This window comes from Planococcus sp. SE5232, assembly GCF_050686535.1.
GTDB lineage: Bacteria > Bacillota > Bacilli > Bacillales_A > Planococcaceae > Planococcus.
Window position 1 is genome coordinate 1,285,165 of the sequence record NZ_JBOGCP010000001.1, and the last position, 14,376, is coordinate 1,299,540.

The 14,376-nt window shown below is 46.7% G+C and carries 13 protein-coding genes and 1 tRNA gene; 10 read left to right on the forward strand and 4 right to left on the reverse strand.

All coding sequences use genetic code 11. From position 1 onward, the window contains the following. Nucleotides 1-420: 420 nt before the first annotated feature. Nucleotides 421-1,680, forward strand: a complete 1,260-nt coding sequence (locus ACRC6Q_RS05965) for a UV damage repair protein UvrX (RefSeq protein ID WP_223634872.1) — start codon at nt 421-423, stop codon at nt 1,678-1,680. A gap of 13 nt (nt 1,681-1,693) precedes the next feature. Then, entirely contained in the window at nt 1,694-2,056 is a 363-nt protein-coding gene (locus tag ACRC6Q_RS05970) for a YolD-like family protein (RefSeq protein ID WP_431466057.1), read from the forward strand. Between the two features lie 264 nt (nt 2,057-2,320). Here the strand turns inward: ACRC6Q_RS05970 and ACRC6Q_RS05975 are convergent. The 3 genes from ACRC6Q_RS05975 to ACRC6Q_RS05985 form a co-directional block, all read right to left on the reverse strand. Next, nucleotides 2,321-2,393 (reverse strand) — tRNA-Val (locus ACRC6Q_RS05975). A gap of 128 nt (nt 2,394-2,521) precedes the next feature. Continuing rightward, the gene (locus ACRC6Q_RS05980; RefSeq protein ID WP_223633859.1) at nt 2,522-3,253 is read right to left on the reverse strand and encodes a thermonuclease family protein; all 732 of its coding nucleotides are present in this window, start codon (nt 3,251-3,253) and stop codon (nt 2,522-2,524) included. Between the two features lie 194 nt (nt 3,254-3,447). Further along, nucleotides 3,448-3,591, reverse strand: coding sequence for a hypothetical protein (locus ACRC6Q_RS05985; RefSeq protein WP_223633856.1), 144 nt, complete (start codon nt 3,589-3,591; stop codon nt 3,448-3,450). Nucleotides 3,592-3,707: 116 nt separating this feature from the next. Between ACRC6Q_RS05985 and ACRC6Q_RS05990 the strand changes: the two genes are divergently transcribed. From ACRC6Q_RS05990 to ACRC6Q_RS06015, 6 genes are all read left to right on the forward strand, one after another. After that, on the forward strand, nt 3,708-4,631 hold the full coding sequence (locus ACRC6Q_RS05990; RefSeq protein ID WP_431466058.1) for a Gfo/Idh/MocA family protein: 924 nt from the start codon (nt 3,708-3,710) through the stop codon (nt 4,629-4,631). Nucleotides 4,632-4,695: 64 nt separating this feature from the next. Further along, on the forward strand, nt 4,696-6,084 hold the full coding sequence (locus ACRC6Q_RS05995; protein ID WP_431466059.1) for an aldehyde dehydrogenase: 1,389 nt from the start codon (nt 4,696-4,698) through the stop codon (nt 6,082-6,084). 350 nt (nt 6,085-6,434) lie between these two features. Then, entirely contained in the window at nt 6,435-7,133 is a 699-nt protein-coding gene (locus ACRC6Q_RS06000; RefSeq protein ID WP_223633839.1) for a response regulator transcription factor, read from the forward strand. Next, on the forward strand, nt 7,117-8,484 hold the full coding sequence (locus ACRC6Q_RS06005; RefSeq protein ID WP_223633836.1) for a sensor histidine kinase: 1,368 nt from the start codon (nt 7,117-7,119) through the stop codon (nt 8,482-8,484). The genes ACRC6Q_RS06000 and ACRC6Q_RS06005 overlap by 17 nt, the downstream gene beginning before the upstream one ends. After that, on the forward strand, nt 8,484-9,179 hold the full coding sequence (locus ACRC6Q_RS06010; RefSeq protein ID WP_223633833.1) for a PepSY domain-containing protein: 696 nt from the start codon (nt 8,484-8,486) through the stop codon (nt 9,177-9,179). Before ACRC6Q_RS06005 ends, ACRC6Q_RS06010 begins: the two co-directional genes overlap by 1 nt. Before the next feature lie 110 nt (nt 9,180-9,289). Continuing rightward, nucleotides 9,290-9,943 carry a PepSY domain-containing protein gene (locus tag ACRC6Q_RS06015; RefSeq protein WP_431466060.1) on the forward strand — a complete coding sequence of 218 codons (654 nt, stop codon included), beginning with the start codon at nt 9,290-9,292 and terminating at the stop codon, nt 9,941-9,943. A 74-nt stretch (nt 9,944-10,017) separates the two neighbouring features. Here ACRC6Q_RS06015 and ACRC6Q_RS06020 read toward each other — a convergent pair whose 3' ends face one another. Continuing rightward, a complete protein-coding gene (locus ACRC6Q_RS06020; RefSeq protein WP_431466061.1) occupies nt 10,018-11,589 on the reverse strand; it encodes a PAS domain S-box protein in 1,572 nt (523 codons plus the stop codon). A gap of 218 nt (nt 11,590-11,807) precedes the next feature. On the opposite strand from ACRC6Q_RS06020, the gene ACRC6Q_RS06025 reads away from it, so the two are divergent. Next, a complete protein-coding gene (locus tag ACRC6Q_RS06025) occupies nt 11,808-12,860 on the forward strand; it encodes a M42 family metallopeptidase (RefSeq protein ID WP_431466062.1) in 1,053 nt (350 codons plus the stop codon). A gap of 19 nt (nt 12,861-12,879) precedes the next feature. Next, nucleotides 12,880-14,340: a UDP-N-acetylmuramoyl-L-alanyl-D-glutamate--2,6-diaminopimelate ligase gene (locus ACRC6Q_RS06030; protein ID WP_223633820.1), complete on the forward strand. Its 1,461-nt coding sequence runs from the start codon at nt 12,880-12,882 to the stop codon at nt 14,338-14,340. Nucleotides 14,341-14,376: the final 36 nt, after the last annotated feature.

Here is a 14,376-nt window from a genome sequence, read left to right on the forward strand (position 1 = left end):
AGCCATCACCCGAAGGCGATGACTTTTTCAAAGCAAACTTTGTTCCTAAAGCTTGCAGTGGGTTTGGCACCCAATGATTCCTTCAGGGCGCGAACAGTTGCTGTCCTGTTTTCCGTTGCGCTGATAAGAACGATGGATGTCAAATCTCTTACTTGGACTATCATAATACGCGGTCAGCCAAATGTAAAGTTGTTAGAAAATTCGTTGATTCAGGCGGCAATTCTTCTGTCTAAGCTGAAGGCCAACCATCCCGGGTTGACTGAAATGAAAACAGCAGAAAAGTCTTGGAAAAGCGGCTTCTGTTCCCCTTCGAATTAAATAAAACAAAGACCGGAATTTTTATTTTCGCAAAAAGGATTGCTGTTGTCATAGTGGTGGTATAGAATAAGAACATACGTTCCCTTTAGGGAGGTGGCGATGATGAAAGGACATGAACTGCCGGAACGCTCTATATTCTGCATCGACATGCGCGGATTTTATGCCAGTGTTTCTGCGGTCGAGCTGGGGTTGGATCCACTGGAAGTGTGTATTGCGATTGTCGGGAATCAGGAGCGGAAGGGGAGCGTGGTTTTAGCTGCTTCACCGATGATGAAGCAGCGTTTTGGTGTGAAAACCGGCACGCGGCTTTTTGAAATCCCCAACCATCCGGACATCTTGCTGATTGAACCGAAAATGAAGCTGTATTTGGAGAAGTCCATGGCCATCACTGAGTTATTGGGAACTTATGTGCCAAAAGAGTCGATTCATATCTATAGCGTGGACGAAAGTTTCATTGAACTTACAGGCACTGAAAAGTTATGGGGATCGCCTGAAGTCACCATGCGCCGCATTCAACAGGAGTTGCTGGATCACTTCAAACTGCCTTCCTCGGTCGGTGGAGGGCCCAATATGCTGCTGGCGAAGCTGGCTTTGGATCTGGAAGCGAAAGAAACGGGTTTTGCCTATTGGACATATGCTGATGTAGCAGCGAAGTTATGGCCTGTTGCGCCTCTGCGGAGAATGTGGGGCATCGGATCACGAACGGAAAAGACCCTGAACAGCATGGGCATCTTTTGTGTGGGGGATCTGGCGAGTGCGGATGTCTCTCTGTTGGAAGAGCGGTTCGGGATTCTGGGCAATCAGCTGCATCAGCACGCGAATGGCATCGATTTATCGGATCTGGGATCTCCCTTGATAGAGGGGCAGGTCAGTTATGGAAAAGGACAGATTCTATATCGGGATTACATAGAAGAAAAAGACATCATGATAATCCTTCTGGAAATGTGCGAAGACGTAGCGATGCGGACGCGCCAAGCCCGCCGTGCAGGGAGGACGATACATTTAGGCATCGCATACAGCAAAACTGCCTTCGGTGGGGGCTTTTCCCGCTCGCGCTCTATTGAAGAAGCGACAAATGACACCTTGAAGATTTATCAGGTCTGCCAGGCGATTTTCAGAGAACATTTCCAGCACAAACCCGTCCGACAGATTTCACTGTCCATCAGCAACCTAGAAGAAGAATCATCCATGCAGTTAAGCCTTTTTGATGAACGGAAGTTCGAAAACAGAAGTCTTGGAACAGCCATGGACAGCATCCGGAAAAAGTACGGCTATTCGGCGATTTACCGGGGCATATCGGGTACCCAGGCAGGCACAGCCATAGCGCGGACGAAACTGATTGGCGGACACAATAAAGAATAAGGGGAGTGGTCCGATGAAGCGCAATAAATATTTAAAGACCGTAGGCGACATCAAAGACCGTGGAAAGATCAAATGGACAGCTTTAATGCTGCCGGAACATGTCGAAATGATCCGGGAGTGGTACGAAAAAGACGAAAAGGTACCCAAACCCGACCTGAACGAATACGACTTGCAGCTGCTCCAGGAGGAGATGGACATTGCACTGAAACGCCAATGCGAAGTCCTTATCCACAGCTGGAAGGACGGAGTAATCTATGAGCACAGGGGAACGATTGAAGGCATCGATGCAAGAAGCCGTATGTTGATTTACGGAGATCAAGCTGAAAAGCACAGGCTGCCGATGGATGAAGTGGTTTCGATTGTGACGGTTGAATGAAAGTAGGAATCGCTTCTTAGAGAAATTTAAAAAAGGGATGATGAAATGAAGCAGTTAAATTTGTATTTCTTTGGCGAAGAGAGCATAAGCTTTCAAGATGGATTCTATTTCTATGGTGGTATTTTACTGATTGTCCTATTATTGTTTTTAATTTGAGGATGGGTCCGCTGTTTTTTTCGGCTCGCTGCCCGCAGATTGAAAAATATGGAGCACAAAAAAACCGAGCAGCCAATGAGGCTGCGCGGTTTTTCAATTTAACACGTATGATTCCTACTGGGCTCGAACCAGCGACCTCTACCCTGTCAAGGTAGCGCTCTCCCAGCTGAGCTAAGGAATCTCAATTTCCAGGACAAATATAAGTATATCTTGTCCACGGAAAAAGTCAATAGTTTTTGGAGAAGAAAAATACGGTCTGCATTTCATCAGGCATCCAGGCGGAAAAAAGCTAGATGAAGAGCCTTTGTCCTACTGGCCAACACCCCGGAAACCGGCATCTTGTGCTTCTTGTTCAGTGCAGAACCATTCTTCCGGATTGGTTTGCTCGTAGGAGGAATCGCTCGGCATATGATAGATTTTATTGCCGCTGCGGTTGATGTTGCCTTTGATCGCGCAATCGCCTTGAGTCGGCTCTTCAGTGGCAGGGCTGTTATTTCCGGTTGAATCTTGTCCGAAGACATCTGAGTTGAAGCCCCGGTCAGTGGAATAGTTTTCGTATTGCCAAATGCCTGCTTCCTTGTCTCTCGCAATTTGTTCCGCTTGCTCGAAGTCATCGAGGTAGCGGGTATTTGGCGGGAACACATAGGCGACTCTGGCAAGTCCGGATTCAATCAGCTGTTCCTGTACACTTTCGCCATCCACATAAATATAGGCCAGCAAGCGGTCGTAGTCGTCAAAGCGGTCGCCGACGTCGAATTCGATCGATACATCGCCCGATTCAATCAGCCGTTTGTTTTCTTCAGTGGCTTCTTTGCCGAGAGGCTGTTCGCCCAGGCGTGGATGATTGGTTTCCGGTGTATCCATCAACAGATAGCGGACAGTCACTTCTTCACCCTCATAGATGATTTTGATGGTGTCGCCATCAATGACCTGTGTCACTTCCACATCGATCTGGTCGGTCGTGCCAGCGGTGTCCGTCGTCTCCAACATGCCGCAGCCTGAGAGGAAGAATAGAGTCAGTAATATAAGTTTCAATTTCATAAGGATCCCTGCTTTCGTTTCCTCATCATTATATGGAATAGTGAGCTTTGTGGCAATCAGACAGCTGGTTATGCATCTCTGTGCGGAAGCGGTCTTCCTAAAAAACGGCATAGTAAAACGCCTCTCTCAATTCCAAATTGAAGAAGGCGTTTTTATGTATGGCAGCGGCAATGGTCGTTTATAGACTTCAGCAATTAAAGTGCTGGCTCCGTTTGCTGCGCAGCTTCGTCGTAATACAAGATGGACTCTTCGGTAAGGCTTTCAAGCTTTTCTTTATTGACCCCGACTTCCAGTTCTCCTGTGAAAATAGGTTCCCACCAATTCAATTGTTTATTCATCATATTTCCTCCTCAGACGGTAGTGGTATTGTTTGACTATTCTATACCCCCAAAGGTTACACTAATAAACAAACAGCGTAAAAAAAGCCGGAAGGCCTTAAAAGGAGAGATTCTAAATGATTTCAATGGGCATCATTGGAGCGGGAATTGTTGGCGAACGGATCATTAAACAGATTCAGCAGGAAGGCCATATAGAGATCAGAGCAGTATACGATCAACAGACGGAACGGCTCACACAAATCAGCGAAACCTACGGAATTCCGATGGCGAAATCAGTGGAGGAAGTTCTCCATTCGGATATCAACTGGGTCTATATTGCGACACCGCCAGCTTTTCATGCCGAAATCGCCGAACTTGCAGCCAGTGCTGGGATCAATATCTTATGTGAAAAACCATTGGCGCAGAATGTGGAAGGCGGCGAAATGATGGCAGCTGCTGCGCAGGATAATCGCATCCAAACGGCTATGCATTTTCCGTTGATGTATAAACCGGCAGTCCGCGAAATGGCTAAGCGCGTCAAGAGCGGCCACATCGGAAAAATAGTCCGGATCGAACTGCAGACCTTTTTCCCCGATTGGCCAAGATTGTGGCAGCAGAATCCTTGGATCGGGTCGAGAAGTCAGGGAGGCTTTGTCCGTGAAGTCTTTCCCCATTATTTTCAATTGATGAACCGGCTTTTCGGTGACTTATCATTTACCTCCCATCACATCAGCTATCCGGAAGAAGTTGAAAAATGTGAAACCGGATTGATCGCCCATGGGCTTACCCGCGACCAGATTCCTTTTCTGGTGACAGGCATCAGCGGCATCGGACAAAAAGAGTTGCTGCAGTTCAAGGTTTACGGTGAGCGAGGAGTTCTGACGCTAGAGAACTGGTCAGATCTTTATGAATCGGCAAAAGGCGAAGATCGCCAATTGATCAATGAATTCGATGATGTCCCTTCGCTTTTTGAGGAAATGAACAATCAATCGACCCTTTTGGTCAATTTTGAAGAAGGACTAGTCGTCCAACGCTATATTGATCATTTATTGACTGAATAAGTGTTCATTTTTTGAATCTCCTGCCTTAATTGGTATAATGAAGAAACTTGAAGGAGGTTGGAAAATGAATTTTACAGCAACTGACGTGGAACAGATGATTGAAGAACAACGCAATTATTTTTATACAGGTGCCACTAAATCAACAGAGTTTCGGGTTGAGCAATTGCATCGGTTAAAAAAGGTGATCCAATCCCGTAAAACTGAAGTGATTGATGCCTTGAAGAAAGACTTGGGCAAAAGTGAATTTGAAGCCTATGCCACGGAAGTGGGATTTGTGCTCGACAGCATCGGCAGCATGGCGAAAAACCTGGAAGACTGGATGAAGCCGGAGCCAGTCAAGACACCGATTCATCTTCAGCCGGCGAAAAGCTTTGTCATCCGTGAACCGTATGGCTCTGTTTTAATCATCGGGCCTTTCAATTACCCCTTCCAATTGGTGATGGAGCCTTTGATCGGTGCCATCATCGGCGGGAATTGTGCAGTCGTCAAACCTTCTGAAGCGACGCCTCACGTAGCAAAAGTCATCCGTACTATCATTGAAGAAGCGTTTCCTTCCTACTATATTCGTGTAGTTGAAGGCGAGCGTGAAGAAGTGACGGCCTTGATCCACGCTTCATTCGATTATATTTTCTTCACGGGCAGCGTCAATGTCGGGAAAGTCATCATGAAAGCGGCATCGGAACGGTTAACACCGATTACCTTGGAGCTCGGCGGCAAAAGCCCGGCAATTGTGGACCAGACTGCAAATCTTGATCTGGCAGCGAAACGGATTGCTTGGGGAAAACTGATGAACACCGGGCAAACCTGTGTGGCACCGGATTATATTTGTGTGCATGAATCGGTTAAAGACGAATTCCTGAAAAAATTGACGAAAACGATACAGAACTTTTATGGCAAAGATGCACAAAAGAGCAAAGATTACGGACGCATCGTCAACACGCAGCATTTTGACCGATTAGCGGAAATCGTGCAGAAGGAAGCCAATCATGTCATCTACGGCGGCAAAATGGACCGCGATGACCTGTACATCGAGCCAGTGTTTCTGGACAACATCACTTGGGACAGCCCTTCGATGGAAGATGAGATTTTCGGGCCGATTTTGCCGATCATCACCTACAACGATTTACCGTTGCTGCTGCGCCAGATCCGCAAATTGCCGAAGCCTCTATCGGCTTACCTGTTCTCGGAAAATGACCGAGCAATCCGGTTCTTCCTGGATCAATTGCCGTTTGGCGGCGGCTGCATCAACGACACGGTTTCCCATGTGGGCAGTTCGTATCTGCCGTTTGGCGGAATCGGCACGTCAGGCATCAATTCCTATCATGGGAAATCCAGCTTTGAAACCTTTACGCATGCCAAATCGATTCTGAAAAAATCAACCAAATTTTCAACGAACCTGGTCTTTCCGCCTTATAAAAACAAAGCGAAATGGATCAAAACGGTATTGAGATAAGCGGCCTCCGGGTCGCTTTTTTTCGTTGTCGGATTGCTGGGCTCTTAGGTTGGTTTGCGCTTTTCTTTATTGTCCAGACTCCAGCGCCCAGCTCTTCGGGTCATAAGCCCACCCAGCGCCGTGGCAGAGAACGCCACTTTGCTGGTCTGTCTTATGCCCGTCAGAGCTATACGGGCGCCTACGCTTTTCTTTATTGTCCAGACTTCAGCAGCCGCCCCTCGAGTCGCTTCAGTCTTACCGACAATGGCAAAGAGCGCCATTACCGGTAAGACTTCCAGCGCTTGTCGGGGCTAAACGGCTGCCTACGCTTTTCTTAAATCTGCTATGATAAATACTAAGAGGTGATGGCAATGGCGGAACGCATTTTAATTGTGGAAGATGAAAAAAGCATTGCACGTGTACTGGAATTGGAATTGAAGTTTGAAGGATACGAAATAGGCGTCGCGCATACAGGATCTGAAGGATTGATCCAATTCCGGGAACAGGATTGGGATTTGGTCCTGCTTGATTTGATGCTGCCGGAAATCCACGGGCTGGATGTTTTGAAACGCATCCGTTCTTCTGATGGGTCAATTCCGGTTATTTTACTGACTGCCAAAAACGATGTGAAAGATAAAGTGGCCGGCTTGGATTTGGGAGCTAACGATTATGTCACCAAACCATTTGAAATCGAAGAGTTGTTGGCACGGATCCGCGCTTGCCTGCGCTTGTCGAACGGCAACGGCAATTCGACGCTGCACCGATTCCATGAGTTGGAGATGAACGAAAGTACCCGGGACGTCAAAAGAGGCGGACGTGTAATCGAATTGACGCCACGGGAATTTGACCTGCTGCTGTATTTGATCAAAAATCCACAGCAGGTACTCAGCCGGGAACAAGTGCTGAATGCGGTGTGGGGCTATGATTATTACGGAGATACCAATGTGATCGATGTCTATATCCGCTATTTGCGGAAGAAAGTGGACGCCGGTGAAAACTCGACCTACATCCAGACCGTCCGTGGAGTCGGATATGTATTGAAGGAGCAAGGCCATGAAACTGAAAAATAAAATCCATATCTCTTCCGCTTTGTTGATGCTGGTCATTTTGCTGGTACTGGCTTTTGTCATTTATTTTTCATTCAGCCAATTGACATATTCAACGGAAGTGGAGCAGCTGCAGGCAGAAACAAATGCCTTAGTGGCGGATCTCAATGAAACTGCTGGAGATCCAGGAATTGTGCTGCGGGCCTATATGCCGGTCAACGGACTTGTGAAGGTGACGGTTCCAGAAGGCGAACAGCCTTCTCCCATCCAATCTCCGTCAGTGACTGTCCAGCTTCCTGCAGAATTGGAGGGCCAGTCCGGAACGGTGAATGTGGAAGGTGAGCGTTTTGCCTACAGCAAAGCACCCATCATCTGGACAGACGGCCAAGTGGCGGAATTGACAGTTGCGCAATCTTTACGGGAAACGACGAATAATTTGAATACGCTGCGCCTGGTATTGGTGGTGGGAACTTTACTGGCGATGATTCCTGTCATCATTTCCAGCATCGTGCTGGGGAAAATTGTGACACAGCCCATCACAAATCTTACAAAGACTATGACGCGCATCCAGCGAAACGGCCAATTTGAAAAATTGCCCGTGGAAGGGAAGTCTCAGGATGAGCTGGCGCAGATGGGCCATACCTTCAACGAAATGATGGGCTTGTTGGAAGAGAATTATTCCAAGCAGGAGGAGTTTGTTTCAAATGCTTCCCATGAACTGAAGACGCCGCTGACGGTCATCGGCAGTTATGCCAAATTGCTCGAGCGGCAAGGGATGCAGGATGAGAAAATTGCAGAGGAAAGCATCTCTGCCATTCGCGCAGAAACCGATCGGATGAAAGCGTTGATCGAGCAGTTGCTGCACATTGCCCGCCGGAGTGAGTCGCAAGTTGAATGGACAAAAGTGAACGCCGTAGATTTATTGGAGCAGACTGTGACAGCGATGAACACATCTTACAATCGTGAATTCAAGCTGATCACCACGGAACAGTCACTGCCGATCACGACCGATACGGCAAAGTTCAAACAGTTGCTGTATATTCTCCTGGATAACGCCCGGAAATACAGTTCGGACAAGATCGAAGTAGTGGCGAGGAAAAATGGCGACACCGTCATCCAGATTCGCGATACGGGAATCGGCATTCCAAAAGAAGCAGTGCCGTATGTCTTTGAACGCTTTTACCGGGTCGATAAAGCAAGAAGCCGGGAAACAGGTGGTTTTGGCTTGGGCTTGTCTTTGGCGAAGCAATTGGCTGATTCGCTGAACGTCAAAATCGAGCTGGAAAGCATCGAACAGCTGGGGACCACAGTATCCATCATTTTCTCAGAGAATTTTAATGTTGGGGATGTACACTCAAAGCAGGAGGGATTGTGATGCGAAAATGGATGGTTATGGCGTCAGCGACAATCTTGCTAGGAGCAGTAGTCTTGGTGTTTCTGTTGTTCCCGAATTCTTCAGAGGAGATAACGATGGATCAGGCCAATGAAACGGTGATCAGCCTCTACGGAGGAAAAGTGGAACAAACCACGGAATCCGGTAAAGTCTACAGCGTGGAATTTCAGCGGGCGGATGGACGTTACTTGGCATTGGTCAACCGACAGAACGGTCAAGTCGAAAATATGGAATTGATTGAAAAAACGGCAGCGGCCAAAGAACTGACTGAACAGCAAGCGAAGGACCTTGCTTTGGAAAAAGCTGAAGGGACAGTCGACAGCATCAGTTACGACGAAGGACGCAATGAGTATGACGTCAAGGTCAAGGGAGAAACACAGATGTCGACGGTTGTCTTATCTGCAGCAACTGGGGAAGTATGGAAGATTAGCCAGGAGCCGATTGAAGCGGAATCTCCAGCGGAGGAACCGGAACCTGATCGAATCATTACGCGGGATGAAGCAGTCCGGCTGGCTAAAAACACCTTGGACGGAGAACTTCAGGAAGCGGAGTTTGTACAGACGGAAGACGGCGGCTACTACTTGGTGGAAATTGAAAACGATCAGACCGAGCAAGAAGCGACTGTTCAGATCCATGCAATACGCGGTGATACGATGTCGGTCGAGTGGGATGATTGACACTGAGAACAGTTTCATGGATTTCTCATCAAATTCTCATAAAGCCTTAATCTTCTCCTCAGAAGAGAAGGTTATTGTAAGAGTAACAACAAATGAGGAGGAGAAATTACATGAAGAAATTAATTTACATTCCAGTTGCAGCAGGGGTTTTAGCGTTTGGGGGCATTGTCTTGGCCAACACCGAAGCGCCTGCAGCCAATCCAGCATCTACATCAGGAACGGTGACCAATGAAGTGCAGACATCCTCAGCAACTGAAAAAATGCTCCGTTTTGAGGAAGTCTCAGCGAAAGCCTTGGAGTTGGCAGATGGTCGCATCACCGATATTGAATTGGACAAAGATGACAGAAGACCCCATTACGAAGTCGATATCGATTTTGATGGCTACGAATATGATTTTGAATTCGATGCCTACACAGGCGAAGTACTGAAGCAAAAACGTGAAAAAGACAGAGATTACGATTCTAAACAAATGAAAGAAGCAGCTTCATCGGCAGGTACATCATCCGCTGCAAGCAATTCCACTAGCCAAACGGCATCATCGAGCGAGGAATTGATCGGTTCTGAAAAAGCAGTCGAGGCAGCTTTAGCAGTAGTGAGCGGAACAGTTGAAAGTCTCGAACTCGAAAAAGATGATGGCGTTTCGTATTACGAAATCGATATTAAAGATGGCCGTACGGAGCATGATGTCGAGGTCAATGCAAAAGATGGTTCCATATTGAAAGTCGATTCGGATACTGATGACGATGATGATGACTGGGATTAATCAAAACCTATACACTAACTAAAACACAAAAAAACAGCAGGAGAAAAATCCGTGGATTTTTCTCCTGCTGTTTTTCAGTTATTGAGCGGCAACAGAATTTTGGCGGCTGTTCCTACGCCCAATGTACTCGATATAAGGAGGTCGCCTTGATGTTCTTGGACGATTTTCTGGGAAATGAGCAATCCCAGCCCTGTGCCGGTTGCTTTCGTCGTATAAAAAGGTTGGAAAACCTCTCCTAAATCTGCTGCTGAGATGCCATTTCCCGAATCATTGAAGGTGATGGACAACATGGATTCGTCTTCGGCTTTCATCAAAATCCGAATTTCTCCAGGTTCATCCATCGACTCAATCGCATTCTTCAGTAAATTGATGAAAACTTGCTTCAAGTGATGCTCTTCCCCGTTGACCTGGAAATCTTCATTCCAGTCTTTTTTCACTGTGATGCCATGCAGATTAAGTTCTGGACCGAACAGCAGCAAAATATCATCCAATGCATTTTGGATGCTGAACTTCTTCAATGCTGAAGCTTGAGGTTTTGCCAAAATCAGAAATTCACTGATGATCAGGTTGATCCGGTCCATCTCGGATTGGATCAATGCTGTATACTCCGGAAACAGATGCTTGGGATCATGGTGCATCATTTGGACGAAACCGGAAATGACGGTCATCGGATTTCTGATTTCGTGTGCAACGCCTGCAGCAATTTCGCCGGCGAGCTTCAGTTTTTCCGATTGAAGAATCAGTTTTTCCGACTCTTTCTGATAGCTGATATCCCGTGAGATGATGGACGTGGCTATCACTTTTTGAGAACGGTCAAAAATGGGTGATAAGGTGACCTGTGCATGGAAACGGCTGCCATCTTTTCGGACATCTACGGTTTCAAGCAGGGAATAACTTTCCCCTTGTTGAACGTCCAATGTTCGTTTCTCGGCGGCCTCTCTCATATCCTCCGGATAAAGCGGCAAGATTTTTCCGATGCATTCTTCGGAAGTCCACCCATAAAGATCCTCGAAAGCCGGATTGACGGCGATGATTTTATTGTTTGAATCGAACACCGCAATGGCATCTTTCGCAGTTTCAAAAAATAATTGTAGATAACCTTCCTTCGACATCAAGGCCTTTTCCATCGACGCATTTTTAATTTCTAACTGCTTCCAGTAATGGCTGAAATAAATACTGTGTAAAAGTGTAATCGATAATACAGCAACGAAAAAAACAACAATGGAGAGTTGGATATAAGGCAATGGGGCTCTCGCTGCAAACCGGTCAAATACGGTCAATAGAAGCGCAAATTCAATAGAAGTGACAACAGCCAGTATGACGATTGGTTTCGTATCATTGTATAGGGCAGAAGCAATAATGGGTATTACAAAAAAAACAAGCGTTACAGAGGACAAAGATTCGAAATTTAAAATGAAAACATACAAATTCATAGCAAAAAGAACCATGAATTGAAGAGCACGTTCCTGTATTTTTACAGAAAATAACCCCAGCAGCACCAGATAGGAAAAGATGCCGAACAACGGCGATATAATTGCAGAATTCATCTCGATCCACTGATTGAGCAGAAAATGCAGGATGCTTGAAAATCCGTACAAATGGATGAATAATTGATTTCTTTTGCGGTTGGTTTCATTTCTTTCCATTGGACACCTCAAGTTCATGCTTTTATGTGGTTCATTGCGTATACTTGCTTGTCGAATTTCATTAAGCAATTCTATTTTTCACTAGAACCAACCTAAAAATGGCTGATGCCAGAGGCTGGGGTGAATTCTTTGAGTCAACTTATACTATAATACTATAAGACAGGACTGTCCGAACATCTTTCATTTTGATATGATTATAAGATCGAGGAGTGATAGAAATGACTTACCAATGGAATCAAAACGAAACCATCGAATTATTGAAAGAACTAGTGGAAATTCCAAGCCCTTCAGGATACACCATGGATGTCATGTCAAAAATCCGCACAGTGTTGACACAGTGGGGCATTGATCACAAGACCACCCATAAAGGTGCGGTGATTGCGACGATCGAAGGGGGAAATCAGCAGCAGCATCGGCTTCTGACTGCCCATGTTGATACACTCGGCGCGATGGTGAAGGAAATCAAACCAAGCGGCCGCTTAAAGTTGTCATTGGTCGGAGGCTTTAAATTTAATGCCATCGAAGGGGAAAACTGCCTCATACATAAAGCGGATGGCTCGACGGTCTCCGGAACCATTCTTTTGCATCAGACCACCGTCCATGTCTACAAAGATGCAGGATCCGCTGAACGCAGTGCAGACAATATGGAAGTTCGCCTGGACGAGAAAGCTTTTTCGCAGGAACAGGTAAGAAGCCTCGGCATTGAAGTAGGCGATTTTGTGTCGTTCCAGCCAAGATTTGAAGCGACCCAATCCGGATACATTAAATCCCGCCATTTGGATGATAAGGCAAGCACGGCGTTGCTCCTTCAATTGGTGAAGCATTTGAAAGAGACTGGAGAACAGCTGCCGAATACGACCCACTTTTATATATCCAATAATGAAGAAATCGGCTATGGCGGCAATTCAAGCATACCTCCGGAAACACAGGAATACATTGCGGTCGACATGGGCGCTATTGGAGACGGACAGGAATCGGATGAATATACCGTTTCCATTTGTGCGAAAGATTCAAGCGGCCCTTATCATTACGGATTGACCCGCCATCTGATTTCCCTGGCGAAAGACCAGGGGATCGACTACAAAGTCGACATCTATCCCTATTATGGATCGGATGCTTCAGCTGCGATCAGCGCCGGCCATGATGTCAAACATGCCTTGTTTGGTCCGGGCATTGAAGCGTCACATTCGTATGAACGTACCCATACAGATTCATTAAAAGCGGCGGCAGCCTTGCTTCATGCATATGTGCTGTCTCCATTGGTTTCATAAGAGTTAGGAGAGGATCTACATGAACAGCAAAGATTTACTTGCGGCAATTCCATATAAGCAGATTAAAGGAGCTTTGCCCGAAACGGTTGAACACCTGACAATAGATTCCCGTGACATTAAAGCCGGCTCAATTTTTGTATGCATCGCCGGCTATACAGTGGATGGCCATGATTTTGCACAAGGTGCTGCGGATCAAGGGGCAGCGGTGATCATAGCTGAAAGGCCATTGACCATTGATAATGCGACAGTCGTCCTTGTAGACAGCACTTCGCGGACTTTGGGTCTATTAGCTGCTAAGTTTTACGACTATCCTTCCAAGCTTCTTCACATGATCGGTGTCACCGGCACCAACGGCAAAACCAGTGTGGCGGGCATCCTGCATTCAATGCTGATGAATCTTGGCGAGAAATCGGCGTTGACGGGCACGATTGGCTTCAACCTGAATGGCCAACTGCATCCATCGGCCAATACGACAAACGATGTATTGACGACACAGCAGATGATTGCACGTGCACGCGATGAAGATTGTTCGCATATGACGATGGAAGTTTCGTCGCATGGCTTGGTCCTCGGCCGTCTTGCAGGAGTGGAATTCGACACGGCAATTTTCACCAATCTTACGCATGACCATCTGGATTTCCATGGCACTATGGAAGAATATGGCCATGCCAAAGCTTTATTGTTTTCGCAGCTGGGGCAGGATCTTGCCAACCGGAAACAGGCCATTTTAAACGCGGATGATTCCTGGTCCAACGAAATTGCGAAAATGACGCCTCACCCCGTTTACACATACGGCATTCGCAACGACGCTCAATTCCAAGCGAAGGAAATCGAACTGACACATGAAGGTACGTCCTTCACTCTTGAATGTTCGGAAGGGAAGTTCCCGGTAAGCATGAAGTTGCTTGGCGAATTCAATGTTTCCAATGCATTGGCGGCAATTGCCGCATTATATGCGGAAGGCTACAAACTGCATGAAATCCTGAAGGCTTTATCGGAGATTTCCCCTGTCGAAGGCCGTATGCAGAAAGTGGAAATCGAGGCGCCTATCTCGGTTTTCATCGACTATGCGCATACACCGGATGCCATTGAAAAAGCGATTGATGCTGTCCAGGATTTCAAAACGAATAAAATCATTTTCCTGGTAGGAACAGGCGGCAACCGCGATAAAACAAAACGCCCTATCATGGCTGAAAAAGCATCCGTCGCAGATTATGTCGTATTGACGACAGATGATCCACGCGATGAAGCTTACGACAGTATTTTAGGTGATTTGGAAACCGGCATGACCCACAGTAATTTCGCCTGCATCGGCGACCGCGAAGAAGCGGTCAAGCATGCTGTGCAACAGGCAGAAACGGGCGACATCATTATTCTTGCCGGAAAAGGGCATGAAGATTACCAGATTATCGGCAATACCAAATACCCGCACAGCGACAAAGAAATCGCGATACAGGAAGCATTGAAAAAGTTTCAGTGAAAAAGTCTAACCAAAATAATTAGCGGTGCATAACCC

What these genes read in the sequence shown, in the direction of transcription:
- ACRC6Q_RS05965 (WP_223634872.1), top strand. Translation starts at nt 421, where the DNA reads ATGAAAGGACATGAACTGCCGGAACGCTCTATATTCTGCATCGACATG.
- ACRC6Q_RS05970 (WP_431466057.1), top strand. Translation starts at nt 1,694, where the DNA reads ATGAAGCGCAATAAATATTTAAAGACCGTAGGCGACATCAAAGACCGT.
- ACRC6Q_RS05980 (WP_223633859.1), bottom strand. Translation starts at nt 3,253, where the DNA reads ATGAAATTGAAACTTATATTACTGACTCTATTCTTCCTCTCAGGCTGC.
- ACRC6Q_RS05985 (WP_223633856.1), bottom strand. Translation starts at nt 3,591, where the DNA reads ATGAATAAACAATTGAATTGGTGGGAACCTATTTTCACAGGAGAACTG.
- ACRC6Q_RS05990 (WP_431466058.1), top strand. Translation starts at nt 3,708, where the DNA reads ATGATTTCAATGGGCATCATTGGAGCGGGAATTGTTGGCGAACGGATC.
- ACRC6Q_RS05995 (WP_431466059.1), top strand. Translation starts at nt 4,696, where the DNA reads ATGAATTTTACAGCAACTGACGTGGAACAGATGATTGAAGAACAACGC.
- ACRC6Q_RS06000 (WP_223633839.1), top strand. Translation starts at nt 6,435, where the DNA reads ATGGCGGAACGCATTTTAATTGTGGAAGATGAAAAAAGCATTGCACGT.
- ACRC6Q_RS06005 (WP_223633836.1), top strand. Translation starts at nt 7,117, where the DNA reads ATGAAACTGAAAAATAAAATCCATATCTCTTCCGCTTTGTTGATGCTG.
- ACRC6Q_RS06010 (WP_223633833.1), top strand. Translation starts at nt 8,484, where the DNA reads ATGCGAAAATGGATGGTTATGGCGTCAGCGACAATCTTGCTAGGAGCA.
- ACRC6Q_RS06015 (WP_431466060.1), top strand. Translation starts at nt 9,290, where the DNA reads ATGAAGAAATTAATTTACATTCCAGTTGCAGCAGGGGTTTTAGCGTTT.
- ACRC6Q_RS06020 (WP_431466061.1), bottom strand. Translation starts at nt 11,589, where the DNA reads ATGGAAAGAAATGAAACCAACCGCAAAAGAAATCAATTATTCATCCAT.
- ACRC6Q_RS06025 (WP_431466062.1), top strand. Translation starts at nt 11,808, where the DNA reads ATGACTTACCAATGGAATCAAAACGAAACCATCGAATTATTGAAAGAA.
- ACRC6Q_RS06030 (WP_223633820.1), top strand. Translation starts at nt 12,880, where the DNA reads ATGAACAGCAAAGATTTACTTGCGGCAATTCCATATAAGCAGATTAAA.